The 13403-nt window shown below is 48.4% G+C and carries 13 protein-coding genes; 2 read left to right on the plus strand and 11 right to left on the minus strand.

The features are described 5' to 3' along the window. Positions 1–7: 7 nt before the first annotated feature. Positions 8–874, minus strand: coding sequence for a LysR family transcriptional regulator (locus AYK67_RS11745; RefSeq protein WP_162265103.1), 867 nt, complete (start codon positions 872–874; stop codon positions 8–10). A gap of 91 nt (positions 875–965) precedes the next feature. On the opposite strand from AYK67_RS11745, the gene AYK67_RS11750 reads away from it, so the two are divergent. Further along, complete coding sequence (locus tag AYK67_RS11750) at positions 966–1949, plus strand: aldo/keto reductase (protein ID WP_068086834.1); 984 nt, start codon at positions 966–968, stop codon at positions 1947–1949. A 62-nt stretch (positions 1950–2011) separates the two neighbouring features. Here the strand turns inward: AYK67_RS11750 and AYK67_RS11755 are convergent, their stop codons facing one another. Both AYK67_RS11755 and AYK67_RS11760 read right to left on the minus strand, forming a co-directional pair. Continuing rightward, the gene (locus tag AYK67_RS11755) at positions 2012–2767 is read right to left on the minus strand and encodes a glutamine amidotransferase (RefSeq protein ID WP_068086837.1); all 756 of its coding nucleotides are present in this window, start codon (positions 2765–2767) and stop codon (positions 2012–2014) included. Between the two features lie 15 nt (positions 2768–2782). Then, on the minus strand, positions 2783–3262 hold the full coding sequence (locus AYK67_RS11760) for a tellurite resistance TerB family protein (RefSeq protein WP_068086840.1): 480 nt from the start codon (positions 3260–3262) through the stop codon (positions 2783–2785). A gap of 316 nt (positions 3263–3578) precedes the next feature. On the opposite strand from AYK67_RS11760, the gene AYK67_RS11765 reads away from it, so the two are divergent. Then, the gene (locus tag AYK67_RS11765; RefSeq protein ID WP_068086843.1) at positions 3579–6608 is read left to right on the plus strand and encodes an AsmA family protein; all 3030 of its coding nucleotides are present in this window, start codon (positions 3579–3581) and stop codon (positions 6606–6608) included. Here the strand turns inward: AYK67_RS11765 and phnN are convergent, their stop codons facing one another. Genes phnN through AYK67_RS11805 form a run of 8 tightly spaced genes read right to left on the minus strand, consistent with a single transcriptional unit; the run spans position 6609 to position 13400 of the window. Continuing rightward, the gene (gene phnN, locus AYK67_RS11770) at positions 6609–7196 is read right to left on the minus strand and encodes a phosphonate metabolism protein/1,5-bisphosphokinase (PRPP-forming) PhnN (protein ID WP_068086846.1); all 588 of its coding nucleotides are present in this window, start codon (positions 7194–7196) and stop codon (positions 6609–6611) included. Positions 7197–7246: 50 nt separating this feature from the next. Continuing rightward, on the minus strand, positions 7247–8440 hold the full coding sequence (locus AYK67_RS11775) for an alpha-D-ribose 1-methylphosphonate 5-triphosphate diphosphatase (RefSeq protein ID WP_082735780.1): 1194 nt from the start codon (positions 8438–8440) through the stop codon (positions 7247–7249). Further along, the gene (locus AYK67_RS11780) at positions 8437–9135 is read right to left on the minus strand and encodes a DUF1045 domain-containing protein (protein WP_068086849.1); all 699 of its coding nucleotides are present in this window, start codon (positions 9133–9135) and stop codon (positions 8437–8439) included. Before AYK67_RS11780 ends, AYK67_RS11775 begins: the two co-directional genes overlap by 4 nt. Before the next feature lie 21 nt (positions 9136–9156). Beyond that, a complete protein-coding gene (locus AYK67_RS11785) occupies positions 9157–9828 on the minus strand; it encodes a DapH/DapD/GlmU-related protein (RefSeq protein ID WP_068086852.1) in 672 nt (223 codons plus the stop codon). 8 nt (positions 9829–9836) lie between these two features. Then, positions 9837–10541, minus strand: coding sequence for a phosphonate C-P lyase system protein PhnL (gene phnL / locus AYK67_RS11790; RefSeq protein WP_068086855.1), 705 nt, complete (start codon positions 10539–10541; stop codon positions 9837–9839). An 18-nt stretch (positions 10542–10559) separates the two neighbouring features. Next, a complete protein-coding gene (gene phnK, locus AYK67_RS11795; RefSeq protein ID WP_068086858.1) occupies positions 10560–11354 on the minus strand; it encodes a phosphonate C-P lyase system protein PhnK in 795 nt (264 codons plus the stop codon). A gap of 1 nt (position 11355) precedes the next feature. Further along, a complete protein-coding gene (locus AYK67_RS11800) occupies positions 11356–12273 on the minus strand; it encodes an alpha-D-ribose 1-methylphosphonate 5-phosphate C-P-lyase PhnJ (protein WP_068086861.1) in 918 nt (305 codons plus the stop codon). Next, positions 12270–13400: a carbon-phosphorus lyase complex subunit gene (locus AYK67_RS11805; RefSeq protein WP_068086863.1), complete on the minus strand. Its 1131-nt coding sequence runs from the start codon at positions 13398–13400 to the stop codon at positions 12270–12272. Before AYK67_RS11805 ends, AYK67_RS11800 begins: the two co-directional genes overlap by 4 nt. Positions 13401–13403 lie beyond the last annotated feature (3 nt).

Genomic DNA, 13403 nt, shown 5'->3' on the forward strand with positions numbered 1-13403 from the left:
TTTTGTTTTAAGTGCTAAGTTCCCCTGCAATTAACCTACGGTTTTTGTTAAGCAACTTCCTAAGTCGGCTTAGTAGCTCTCTTTGTTGTTTTTCAAATCGGTCCTCGTGATGCATGACAAGCCATTGGTGGTGGGCGAGCTCTTCAATGGGTTTTGAAACCCTTAGGAGCCCAGAGCGCTGATCCCCGATAAAACACGGTAATACAACTTGTCCGATGCCCACGTTTGCCAGATCAAGAAGATTACGTATGGAACTGGCCGTCATTACAATGGGTTGTTTCGCTGTTTGTTCAAGCCATCGCGCGGAGGGGGTTGTGGGGTTGGCTGGTGCGATCCAAGGGAGTGCATCCACTCCATACCGTTCAACGAGCTGCGGACTGGCATAACTTGCAAATGCCACAGGCCCTAGTTTTTGCCCAGCCATTGAAGTGCTGCTGGGTGGTGCGTTCCTTATACCTATTTCTGCCTCACGGCGTCCTAAATCCAGTTTATGGTCTGCTTGTATAAAGGAAAGCAGGAACGGGTCTTTGACCTGCCAAATAAGATTGATATTTTGCGTAAGAAACAGTGTTGTCCAGCTGCCAGCGGTTAGGCGTATGGTTGGTTTGCTGTGATCTTTGGAGCGCCATTTCTCGATTTCACTCATTTCCGCTTCTGCGCGTTCGGCCATCTCCAACAGCTCAGTGCCATCGCGTGTAAGCTCATAGCCACGTGCATGCCGGTGAAAAAGTTGATGATTGGTTGCTTTTTCCAGCGCGAGCATGCGTCGCCCCAATGTGGCTGGGCTTTGTCCGCATTGGCGGCTGGCCTCGCTTAGGCTTTTGGTGCGGGCAACAATAATGAAAAGTTTCAGGTCTGACCAAAGGTGTTTCATTTTTGAAAAGTGGGCTGCAATTTCGAAGATTTTGTCACAAGTTAAAGCAGCATAGCATTGGTTAAAGCGAAAACACATAGGGAGCTTTACAATGCGTATTGCAGGCGTTGATTTACCTCGTATGGGAATGGGCTGTTGGGCTATTGGCGGCAAGCAAATGGCAGGAGATATGGTCTGTAACTATGGAGCGGAAGACATTGAAGAAAGTGTAGTGCTGGCAACGTTGGATGCAGCACGTTCGGCTGGCATTCGGGTGTTCGATAGTGCAGATGTATATGGCGCAGGTCGTTCTGAAACCTTGTTAGGCAAAGCATTTAAAGGGCGTCAGGATGTTTTTATCGTAACAAAGCTGGGCTATCTTTATAATGAAGAAAGCCGGCAAATGACAGGTTTTGCTAAAGACCCGGGTTATGTGCAGGTCGCTGTTGAGGCCAGCTTAAGGCGGTTACAGCGTGATCATATTGATTTACTGCTATTGCATGTGAATGATTTGGATATCGAAACAGCTTTGCCCATACTTGAAGCCATGCAGAGTATGGTAGCTAAGGGGCGTGTACGCTCGATTGGCTGGTCTACCGATTATTTAGATCGTGCCAAGGCTGCAAGTGTTTTAAATCATTTTACTGCTTTAGAGTTTGACCAAAATGTTTTGTGTGATCGGCCGGATATGCTGGAGTTGTGCGAAGCAAACGAACTTGCAGCTTTTTGCCGTTTGCCGCTTGCTATGGGGGTATTAACTGGCCGGTTCCGTCAGGGGCAGCTTATTGGGGAGCCTGGGATACGTACCAGCGGTGCGGATTGGGTGCGCTATTTCAAAGATGGCATGATTGAACCACAAACCAATAAGCAGCTTTCAGCAATTCGAGATTTACTGCAAGTTGGCGGGCGTACCTTGGCACAAGGCGCTTTATGTTGGCTTTTGGCGCGAAACCCAAGAAATGTTCCGATACCAGGCGCAAGTAAGCCATCGCAGGTTATTGAAAATGCAAAGGCGTTGACTTTTGGCCCACTTCCAAGTGAGGTGATGCTTGAGATAGACCAGCAACTTGGCTTATTGTCTACTGAAGTGGCATAGTATTTAAACATTAATTATCAGTGAGTTAGATGCGTTCTCATACTCACTGATAATGATAGTTTTTAGCTAGTGATTGGTTGTAGGTGGGGGTGCTGAACCACTTGATTGGTGCCATTTGCGTGCCCGATCCATAAATCCATAAAGTCTTGCAGCCATTTGAATAACGCTGGATCAAAAACAAAACGACCGGCAAAATGATCGCGGCGCGTTTGTGCTCCGGGGTCTTTAAGCCGCGCTGATCCTTTGGTGGTCCATCTGTTCATCATGGCGTGAGTGAGCTCGGGATGGAATTGGATGCCAAAAGTGTTGTCATTTACCTGCATTGCTTGGTTGGGAAAGCGCTCGCTGCCTGCCAAACGTGTTGCTCCACTAGGTATCGTGAAACCTTCATTGTGCCATTGGTATACTTTCTCGGGCCATTTCATGAGCTGCTTGCCCTCGGCTGTCGGTGTTATGGGATAATAACCGATTTCAACCTCACCATCTGGCCGCGGCGCAACTTTTGCCCCCAAATGACGGGCAAGCATTTGAGCACCAAGGCAAATACCCAATAGGGGCTTATTCTCCTTTAACGGGACTGCAAGCCAGTCTGTTTCCTTTGTAATAAAAGCATCGTGGTCATTGGCACTCATTGGACCACCAAAAACCACAGCGCCGGCATGATGCTCAAGAGTGGTTGGCAAACAGTCGCCAAACCGGGGCTTGCGAATGTCTAACTGAAAGCCACGTCGGCGAAGTTCTTGTCCCACACGTCCTGATGAAGAGTTTTCTTGATGTAATACGATGAGAATTTTGGGTATTGTGTGGGTCGCTGTCATTTAAATTCCGGTATATTAGTTATTGTGTTTGGGCTTATCTTTATATGTATTTGCAACTTTATGCTTCATTTCAAGTCGGTCTCTTGAAGAAACACCAAGTAATTCTGCGATACGCCATATTGCATTGTCTTCAAATTCGTGAAGTCGTCCATCAACATATCCAACTTCCCATAATAGTTTAACCAAATGAATGCGATCGTCAATTTCCAATTTTCTTTTAAGGACAGATGTAAAGCTATATAAGTCAACGGCTTCTTCATCCCTCACTTGCGCAAGCGCCATGAGTTCGCTCGCCTCGCTATTTGATAAATTATAGGTTGCACACAGTAGCTCGTGTAATTTGTCGCGTTCGTTTGCATCCACCTGACCGTCCACAGCAATAATGTGGAACATCAATGCTGCTGCTGCTAAACGTACATCGTCATCATCAAATGGGTGTTGGCTATTATTTTGTTTTGTTATTTCGCCCAGAAACGTTTTAAGAATATCAAGCATTTTTTGGTCCTTTGGATCAGATGGAGCGATTTGTTTTATGATAATGTCTATTATATGTGACTAAAGCCTTTTTATGGCTAGTGTGTCGCGGCTGATGCTTTTGGGCAATCGGATACCAAAGATTACGAGACTGTGAAAGCCTGATGCTGTTTGCTCGTTGCGCTTTTGCTACCCTTACGAAAGACATTGGGCGCGTGCACTTGGATAATATTATAAAAAGCTTATAGGCTTTATCTTAATTTTACCGTTTTCTAATCGTTAAACGGGTTTGTATTTTTGCTCGTCAGGCAGTGACCATACGCGTGGGATTTTATAGATGAACGAAGAGCTGGACAATTCGAAACCGCGTTCTGGCAAGAAGCGCTATAGACTTGCGCTTATTACTATTGGTATCGGGGCTTGTTTGGCCTTAGCTGCTTTTACTTTATTGCCCTCACTTATTTCTATTTCTACGGTCAAAGAAAAGCTGGCAAATTCTCTTTATGCCTCTAGTGGCTATCAACTTCGCCTGGATGGCCGAAGTACAGTGAGTTTGTTTCCTACTCCGGTTGTTTCTGTCGAGAATATTGGTGTTTCTCGTGAAGGTAGCCCAAACAAGTTGGAGTTTTTGCAAATTGGCCGTGCCGACTTTCAGCTCAGTTGGCTTTCTTTGCTGCAAGGTGATGTGAAAGTCCTTGATGCCGAGTTGGTTGAACCTCGATTCTTCTTGGAGGTGGGGGCAGACGGTAACGCAAACTGGTCAATAGCTGCCCCAAAAAGCGGTGATAGCGAGAAACCGTTACAGCTGGGTGTTCTCTTCGATCAATTAGGGCTGCGACGTCTCTCACTGATTGATGCACTGGTTGCCTATAGCAATAAACAGTCCTTATTCGATTTACGCATTGATCATTTAAAAATGGATGTTGCCCGTGAGGGAGGGGATGCGGCTTTAACGTTTAAAGGTGAAATGCCGCGCAAAGGAAAAATGCTGCGTGTTTCTGGCCGTTTGGGCTCTGGCATAGCGCTGTTAAATGGGGCATCTAGTGCTGTTGAAGTGGCTTTGAGTGGCCCGCATGGAGGCTCCATTAATCTTGCGGGGCAACTTACCGTATCTGACCGGCCTATCGGTTCGTTAAGTGTTGAGGCGAACATTCCTGATTCAGCTGGCTTTGCAGCTTTGTTCGGGCACCATAGCGCGGCAAAGTCTTTACCTGTTTCATTAAGCGGTCAGCTACGTTTTTCGAAAGATTCCATAGGAACGCAAGGGCTGGGGATTACAGCTGGACAAGCGCATATGTCGAGCGAAATTACGCTGGATTACTTGGAAGATGGTGTTGAGCTTTCAACCAAGGTGAGCGGGCGCTCAATACCGTTTGGCAGCCTTATGCAATACATGGGGTATGCGCAACCTGCTTCTGGTTTTGTTGATTTGGACGTGTCGGCATTGAGTATTGGGCTGGGTCCGGTACAGCTTATCAAGAATTTGCGTGTTGATGGTAGTGCCAAGCTCTCACACGGACGTATTGCCGATATTCCGTTGCCATGGAAAACGGAAGGGCTCAAGGAAGATGGTCGTACTCATCAAGCTGCTGAAACTCTTGAAGATATAGATGTTGCTATAAGCTTCTCCGATACTCATGCTCCCATGAGGTTTGACGGGCAGGGCCGGTGGCATGGCGAGCCGGTTTCGCTGAAAGGAGAACTAAGCCCAGAAGATATATTGGACTTGGAGGTGCGCGGAGAAGCGGGTCTTTTGGCTTTAACAGGGCCTTCAGGTTTGTTTTCTAGCGTGGATGATGGCGGAATATTAGCCCCTTCCTTCGCTGGGCATGTGGTTTTTGAAAGCGCCGATATACGCCGCTTTGGGAGTATATATCGAGTTCCCGTATCTGCAGGCTTGAAGGCTAAAAATATAAAAGCGTCAGGTGTGTTGGTTGAGGAAGGCCAACAACTTAAAATACGTGATCTAGATGCCCAAATAGCCAACACCCATATTAAGGGGAGTGGTTTATTTGCTTTTGGGAGCACGCCAAAATTATCGGGTGATTTTTGGATCGCCGATATGCACTTTGATGACTTGGCGTTGCCGCTTATGGGGGATTATGCGCAAAAGTCGATAAGGCTCGGCGGACTAAGAGATTTCGATTTTGACTTGGATTTGGAGCTCCTGCGACCTTCAATGGGGTTTTGGCATGCGGACCAAGCCTTTGTGCGGGCAGAGAATGAAGCAGGTAAGCTTAACCTAAACGTTTCCCACGCCAGTTTATACGGGGGGACTGGCGAGGGTACTTTTACAGCTAACATGGCGAGTGTTACCCCAAGTTACAAAAGCGAGTTTGTTTTAAATGGCCTTGATGTTGCTCCAATAACAAAGGCTCTTGAATATACACCACAAATGAAAGGCCGACTTTTTGCAACTGGCGTACTCGAGGCCAAAGGCGATAACTGGACAGCACTAAAAGAAAGCCTATCGGGAAATGCCAGCCTACAGATTGGGGAAGGGCACCTTTCGACGGTACATTTGGATGGTTTGATTGATACAATAGCAAGCCAGAATATAACGGGTTGGCCGCGTTATTCTGAAGTTGGCACCGACTTCAAAACATGGGGCTTGGATGTGGCGTTAGCTGATGGATTGGTTCGTGTTGAAGGGTTGACGATGCAAACGCCGCTCTCCTTTATTGAAGGGGGTGGAAAAATATCATTGAAGAACGGGGATATCGAGTTTGTTTTTAATCCCAGCCGATATGATCAGGAGCAGGTTCAACTTGGAAGTGGCGGTCACTCAGCCGGAAGGGAAGTCGCAGCCGCGGGTATTATTGTTTCGGGTAGTTTAACCAGACCTCAATTTGCCAAGCTAAGTGAAAAAAGTAAGCAGCAGCAAGAGTATACGGACCGATCGCGTGGTGGTGTTCTTGCTGGCAGCTCTGCGCGTAAACTGGCAGCCCAACTGGAAGCAAAAGCAGCTTTAAGGCGCGAGACGCAACAAACGACAAGCCAAGAGGTAGCGCGTGAAGATGGTACTCGCACAGATAAAGCAAATAGTGCGCCTATCACGGCACTTGATGCACCTAAAAAAGATGCGGAGCCTCAGGCCACGCCACAAAAGAGCCTGGCGGGCGGAGATGTTGATGATGAAATGATTTCACGGGTGGGGCCAGTGGTTCCTCTTTCGAAGCCAGCGGGGAACAAGAGGAACACCAGTGTTGCTAACAGCGAGCTGCCTCAAGAGCCAAAAGTGCAACCAGCAAAAACCGCGAGCGATATTAATGTGGTTGATGTGGCCAATGGCGATGCCGATGATGAGGCCACATTACGCGCAATTGAAGAAGGGTTTGGGCTGGATCCGGGTTTCTTATCGGATTGATTATCCGATATAATTTATTAGTTGGGTGTAGAGCTGGCGGATACTTTCTGTAGGTGTGCTACAATTATTAATAGTGATTAGGTTTTTGCAGTCGGGTAAAGACAAATTTGCCCGTTTCAGCCTATCGAGTATTTGCTCGTGGCTTTCGCGGCCACGCTGCGAGAGCCGCTTAGCTAATACTTCCAACGGTGCGGTTACGTGAACAACAACGACCGTTTGATATTTCTCTTGTGCTTGCAATAAAATTGCACGAGATCCATTAGCAATGACGGTGCCGCCCTGTCTTATATGCTGGTCTACTGCCAAAGGAAGCGCATAGGTTAAACCATGTGCCGGCCAGCTCAGGGCAACGCCATTATTAGCAATAAGTGCATTCATTTCATCTATGGTCAATGAAGCATGATCTTCACTGGTCATATCTGCTTTGCGGGTAATAAGGCGGCGGGCAAACATGACGTTTAATTCATGGCTCAAATTAGCTTTTAACCCATCAAGCAGCGTGTCTTTACCTGCGCCACTGGGCCCGACAACGATAACGAGTTTACCGGGCCCAACAGGAGAGCATTCTTTTTGAAGAGTAATGTTCATTCTTGTGGTTGCCTTAAAGCTGGCTGGGTCTGTAATTGGAGATATCGTTATTAAGCAACGCGGCGTCCGTTGCGCCAAACTCCACGTACTATTGGTACTTCACCAACCAACTTTACTTGCACAAGGTCTGCATTACGTCCGACTTCCAGTGCACCGCGATCTGTTAAGCCTACGGCTTCTGCGGGTGTTTTGCTAATCATTCTAATCGCTTGTGGCAGTGATATCTGATCGATAACACGATCAAGAGCAAAGGCGGCATGCAACATGGAAACGGGAATATAATCGGATGAAATGACATCCAGATAACCAGCTTCAGCCAGTTCTTTGGCAGCAATATTACCGGAATGAGAGTAGCCGCGCACAACATTCGGCCCGCCCATCAGCACGGCCATGCCTGCATTGTGTGAAGCTTTTGCCGCCTCCATGGTGGTGGGGAATTCGGCAACTGCTACATTTTGTGAAATTGCTTCTTCAACATGTGCTTGGGTGGCATCGTCGTGGCTGGCAAGCAAAATACCTGCTTCCGCTGCTTTTTTTGAAATGTAAGAGCGGTTGGGAGCAGAATATTTTTCGGCGCGCTTGGTGTATGTTTCGATGAATTCAGCCAGCTGTTCATCGTTAAAGCCGCGTTTTGTTTTATAGTAAGTGGCTAAAGCATCATAACTGGTAAACTGGCGTTGGCCGGGGGTATGATCCATGAGTGAAGCGAGGCGAACTCGTGAATCACCTTCAAACATATTGAAGCTTTCTATACAGTTATGGGCCGAAACCTCGCAGCGCAGATGAATGAAATGCTCTGCGCGTAAGCGGTCTTCTTCCTGTGCGGTTTCGATGGCCTTTGCCATGGTAATCATATGACCGGCGGTTAAGTCAGTATCGTCGTCCATGCCAACACGCAGGGCGTCAAATACCGTGGTAATTCCTGCACAAGCTATTTGCCCGTCGTGTGCTTGTACAGCAGAAACAGCGTTCCAGAATACACTTGGGCGCGGGTTGTAATGGTTCTCGAGGTGGTCCGTGTGAAGCTCTACAAGTCCGGGAATGAGATAATCGCCCTCACAATCTAAGCCTGTATAGCTGTTTCCACTATCAATACTTGCAATTTTTCCTTCCACGGCATGTAAGGTACCGTCTACTATGGTCGAAGGTAAAACCAGACGCGCATTGGTAAATGTGATTTCTTGGGCAGCTGAATGAGAACCGCTGGCAGGTATTATATTTTCGGCAGGGAGAAGGTCGGTCATTTTGTTTGTCCCTCTAGGGCGAATGTCGAAATGATTTTAAAGGGTTTGCCGCGCTCTTCTTCACAAGCGAGCACGAGTGTTTCGATTTTGTGAGGCTGGTTAATGTGCGCTGAAAAATGCTGAGTTGCAGCTTGATGGAGCGCTTTAGCCTCGTTTCCGTCTTCGAGTTTATTGCTTAACGTCATGTGAAAACGAAAGAATTCGAAAATGTAAGGGTAGCCCCAGTCAAGCAAATAGCGGTCTTGCGCCGGGCTCAGGCCCGCTTGTCGCCGACGTTCAATGTCTGCCTGGCTTTGAATGGCCCGCATGTGGTCAAACTCGCGAACACAATTGGCCGCAAGCTCTGAAAGTTGCGCGCTTGGAGTTGCGGGGGTGAGAGCCAAAAAACGACCGATTGTTGTTACTGCCAGTCCATCTATGAGAAACGGTGCAGTTTTACGTGCAAAATCTGCAAGTGCCGTACTCAAATCGGAGAGGTTGAAGCTTGGTTGCAGCGCAAACGGTGGCTTTAAAGTGCCGTGGAATCCGTAGCGCCTTGGCTCGGTTGTGAGCTGCAAAAAGCGTTCGTGAGTTATTGGCCCGATATGGATTGGCGGAAGAGTTTGCCCTGTAAAAGCATCTCGGGACAGCCAAGCGCTGCCGCACTGCTCTAGGGGGCTTTTATGTTCTGGGGAGTAATAAATTGCATAACGCATCAAAGTACCTCTGCGCTGTCTTTATTTGCTATGCGTGTCATTGCGATGACAGATTTTAAGTTGCTCAAGTTGCCTTAGGAGTTGTTCACATAATGGTTTTTGAAAGAGGTCAAGTGCTTCAAATAATGTAGCTTTTGGCCAATTCCACCATTGCAGTTCTTGCAAACGGGGTATAAGAGATTTTGGAAATCGTAGGCGTACAGGCTTTGCTGGAACGCCGGCGACTATGGTGTATGGCTCGACATCCTTTGTCACCACTGCACCTGCTGCAATGACCGCACCGTCACCAATCGTTACCCCAGGAAGTACTGTTACGGCATGGCCGATCCAGACATCATTGCCAATGGAGACGCGGTTTGCACGTCTCTTGGCAAAGAAATCGCTATCGCGTTGTTTGTTGGCTAAATAATACTCGGGGGTGTAGGTAAAACGGTGTTGGCTGGCACGCTCCATGGGATGGTTTGGAGGACAAACCCGCACATTTGCTGCAATTGCCGTGAATTTTCCGATAGTTGTATCGTGAATCATACAGCCCGGCCCAAAGTATGAATAATCGCCAATTTCACTGTATTCAATTGTACTGGGGCCAAGCAGCTCGCAAAAACGACCAACTGTTACTTCGCGCTGGCTGACACTCTCATCAATAACAGTCTCAGCAATTTTGGGCAGACGGGGGAGCGAATGAGATTGCATTTTGTTACCTATGCATTGGTTCGCGTTTGAAACTGGGTCACATCAATAGTGCGGTCGGCAATGCGCTCTCGTGTTTCCAGATCATGTAATATGCCAAGCATTGCAACGCCTTGCTTCTTCTTTTCGTTGACAAGATCAATCAGCACTTGGCTGTTTTTGGCATCTAGCGATGCCGTTGGCTCATCCAGTAACAAAATTGGGAAATGGGCGATAAAGCCTCTGGCAATGTTAACGCGTTGCTGCTCGCCGCCCGAGAACGTTGCTGGCGGCAATTGCCAAAGATGATCTGGCAGGTTGAGGCGGGAAAGCAACTCACTTGCTTTTTCAAGCGCCTGTTTTTCATTCGCACCCTGTGCGATGAGCGGTTCGGCCACAAGGTTTATGGCAGGAACACGAGGGATAGCACGTAAGAATTGCGATACATAACCAATTGTTTTTTCACGTAGTTTTATTATTTCTCTTGGGGAGGCTGTGGCTATGTTGATTATTTTATCTTCATCTGTAATGAGGATCTGGCCTTGATGACACCTGTAGTTTCCATAGAGCATCTTAATGATAGAGCTTTTGCCGGAGCCAGAGGGGCCCCCCAATATGGCGCATTCGCCTGCAGCGACTGAAAAGCTAACATTTTCTATGACTGGAATTTCCATTGCACCGCGTAAATGCATTGTGAAAGACTTGCCTAAGTCGGCAACACAGATTTTGGTTTGCATGTGAGGTAAGTCCTTAACTTATGGCTGCAAAATGGAGGAAACCAACAACTGGGTGTAACTTTGCTGAGGATCATCAAGGACTTGGTCGGTTAGTCCATGTTCAATGACATTGCCGTGCCGCATGACAAGGGTGCGATGGGAGAGAAGCCTTGCGACAGCAAGGTCATGGGTGACAATAATCACGGCAAGGCCCAAATCAGCCACGAGCGAGCGTAGTAAGTCCAGCAGGCGGGCTTGTACCGAAACATCAAGACCACCTGTAGGTTCGTCCATGAAAACAAGGCGGGGTGCTGTGACGAGGTTACGCGCAATCTGTAAGCGCTGGCGCATACCGCCAGAGAAGGCGCGAGGCTGGTCGTCAATACGATCGCAATCGATTTCTACCCTTTCTAGCCAATCAGTTGCGGTGGAACGAATGTTGGCATAATGGCGGTTGCCAACGGCCATAAGGCGCTCGCCCACATTGGCACCAGCCGAAACGGACATGCGCAAACCGTCTGACGGGTGTTGGTGTACGTACCCCCAGTCTGTGCGCATAAGTGTGCGTCTTTCGGCCTCGCTCATTTCATAGAGATTACGCATAACGCCATCGCGGCCGCGATATTCCACAGTGCCTGTCGTGGGTGCAAGGCGCGTGGATAAGCAGTTCAACAAAGTGGATTTTCCCGAGCCACTCTCACCGACAATGGCCAGAACCTCACCAGGGTAAACCTCAAAACTAACATCTTTACAGCCAATGCGTGCACCGTAGTACTTGGTTGTTTGTGAGGCACGAAGCAAAGGTAAATCACGATTATTATCAAGTGGTTCCATTTTATGCCTCACTTAATTCGTTCGAGTGAACAGGGTCTGCGGCCATGTGGCCTTTGTGCCCTTGGGCGCGCCGTCCCTCGCAATAGTCACTATCGGAGCACACAAACATGCGGCTGCCTTTATCGTCGAGGATAACCTCATCAAGGTAGACATTTTCAGCAGCGCATAGAGCACAGGGTTCGCTGAATTCTTGAGGTGTGAAGGGGTGGTCTTCAAAGTCCAGTGAAACCACATCTGTATACGGGGGAATGGCATAGATTCTTTTTTCACGACCTGCGCCAAATAACTGCAATGCGGGCATTTGATGCATTTTCGGATTATCGAATTTAGGAATAGGCGAGGGGTCCATGACATAGCGGGAATTCACCATGACTGGATATGCATAAGTTGTTGAAATATGGCCGAAATGCGCGATGTCTTCGTATAGTTTCACGTGCATAAGCCCATACTCTTCCAGCGCATGCATTTTCCTTGTTTCGGTTTCGCGCGGCTCCAGAAAGCGCAGTGGCTCGGGGATTGGAACTTGATAAATAAGCACCTGATCCCCGTTTAAGGGGGCTTCGGGAATGCGGTGCCGCGTTTGAATCAAGGTTGCTTCTTTGGTGCTGGTTGTGGTGCTAACCCCTGTTGTTTGCTTGAAAAAATCGCGAAGAGCGACCGCATTGGTGGTGTCATCAGACCCTTGATCGATCACTTTTAAAATATCTTTATCCCCGATAACGGCAGCAGTGAGCTGGACGCCGCCTGTGCCCCAACCGTAAGGCATTGGCATTTCGCGAGATGCAAAGGGAACCTGATAACCCGGAATAGCAATGCCTTTTAATATGGCGCGGCGGATCATTCTTTTGGTTTGCTCATCTAAATAAGCGAAGTTGTAATGCTCATTGAATGACTGGGTGTTTTTTGGGCTTGTGCTCATGACGCCGCCTCCTGAGCTGCATCTTCTGCCGGTGTGTTCTGGTCGAACCAGTTTTCCCGCAGTTGACGAATGAGGTCTAATTCTGCTTGAAAATCAACGTAGTGTGGTAATTTTAGGTGCTCAACAAAACCGGTTGCCTGTACATTGTCAGAGTGAGAGAGTACGAACTCTTCATCTTGTGCCGGTGCACTGGCATCTTCGCCCAGCTCTTGCCAGCGTAAGGAGCGATCGACCAGCGCCATGGCCATGGCTTTGCGTTCTGCCTGCCCGGGGACAAGTCCATAACCACGGGTGAATTGTGGTGGGGCTTTGCTTGAGCCAGCAAACTGGTTGATCATTTGGCATTCTGTAAGGGTTATCTCGCCAAGCGGCACATCAAAGCCTAATTCTTCAACGTAGAGTTCGACTTCCACTTCTCCCAGCCGGATTTCACCGGCAAACGGGTGTGTTCGGCCATAACCGCGCTGTGTGGAGTAGCCAAGTGCCAGCAAGAAGCCCTCATCACCGCGTGCCAGATTTTGCAGTCGTAAATCGCGATTTGCCGGAAATTCCAGTGGCTCCCGGGTCAAGTCACCGACCTTGTGGTGTTCGTCGATGGTGGCGTCAGGCTCCATCAGGCCGTCATTTGCCAGCATTTCTGTGACACGCGGGGTGCTTTCCGGCTTGTCCTCATCATCTTCAATCTGGGCTGTTTGGATGTCTGGTTGTGATGGTTCTTCATTTGCCGCGAGTGTGAAGTCCAACAAGCGTTGGGTGTAATCGAATGTTGGGCCAAGCATTTGCCCGCCGGGCAGGTCTTTATAAATGGCGGAAATTCGCCGCCGCAGCTTCATTTTTGCTGTATCTAAGGGTTTGCTATAACCAAAGCGTGGTAGCGTGGTGCGGTAAGCACGCAGCAAAAAGATGGCTTCAATTAAATCGCCGCGCGACTGCTTAATTGCCAGTGCTGCTAAACTACTATCGTAGAGCGAGCCTTCCGCCATAACGCGTGAGATCGACAAATAGAGTTGTTCGGCTATTTGCTCGAGTGTTAAGGCGGGGAGAGCGGTATCGCCGCGGCGGTCTTTGGCGAGGAGTTTATGGGCGTTGGCAATTGCCTTTTCGCCCCCTTTTACGGCAACATACATTTA

The sequence above is a fragment of the Polycladidibacter stylochi genome, assembly GCF_001562055.1.
GTDB lineage: Bacteria > Pseudomonadota > Alphaproteobacteria > Rhizobiales > Stappiaceae > Pseudovibrio > Pseudovibrio stylochi.

What these genes read in the sequence shown, in the direction of transcription:
- phnK (WP_068086858.1), bottom strand. Translation starts at nt 11,354, where the DNA reads ATGGAACCACTTGATAATAATCGTGATTTACCTTTGCTTCGTGCCTCA.
- AYK67_RS11755 (WP_068086837.1), bottom strand. Translation starts at nt 2,767, where the DNA reads ATGACAGCGACCCACACAATACCCAAAATTCTCATCGTATTACATCAA.
- phnN (WP_068086846.1), bottom strand. Translation starts at nt 7,196, where the DNA reads ATGAACATTACTCTTCAAAAAGAATGCTCTCCTGTTGGGCCCGGTAAA.
- AYK67_RS11785 (WP_068086852.1), bottom strand. Translation starts at nt 9,828, where the DNA reads ATGCAATCTCATTCGCTCCCCCGTCTGCCCAAAATTGCTGAGACTGTT.
- AYK67_RS11760 (WP_068086840.1), bottom strand. Translation starts at nt 3,262, where the DNA reads ATGCTTGATATTCTTAAAACGTTTCTGGGCGAAATAACAAAACAAAAT.
- AYK67_RS11750 (WP_068086834.1), top strand. Translation starts at nt 966, where the DNA reads ATGCGTATTGCAGGCGTTGATTTACCTCGTATGGGAATGGGCTGTTGG.
- AYK67_RS11775 (WP_082735780.1), bottom strand. Translation starts at nt 8,440, where the DNA reads ATGACCGACCTTCTCCCTGCCGAAAATATAATACCTGCCAGCGGTTCT.
- AYK67_RS11745 (WP_162265103.1), bottom strand. Translation starts at nt 874, where the DNA reads ATGAAACACCTTTGGTCAGACCTGAAACTTTTCATTATTGTTGCCCGC.
- AYK67_RS11805 (WP_068086863.1), bottom strand. Translation starts at nt 13,400, where the DNA reads ATGTATGTTGCCGTAAAAGGGGGCGAAAAGGCAATTGCCAACGCCCAT.
- AYK67_RS11765 (WP_068086843.1), top strand. Translation starts at nt 3,579, where the DNA reads ATGAACGAAGAGCTGGACAATTCGAAACCGCGTTCTGGCAAGAAGCGC.
- phnL (WP_068086855.1), bottom strand. Translation starts at nt 10,541, where the DNA reads ATGCAAACCAAAATCTGTGTTGCCGACTTAGGCAAGTCTTTCACAATG.
- AYK67_RS11780 (WP_068086849.1), bottom strand. Translation starts at nt 9,135, where the DNA reads ATGCGTTATGCAATTTATTACTCCCCAGAACATAAAAGCCCCCTAGAG.
- AYK67_RS11800 (WP_068086861.1), bottom strand. Translation starts at nt 12,273, where the DNA reads ATGAGCACAAGCCCAAAAAACACCCAGTCATTCAATGAGCATTACAAC.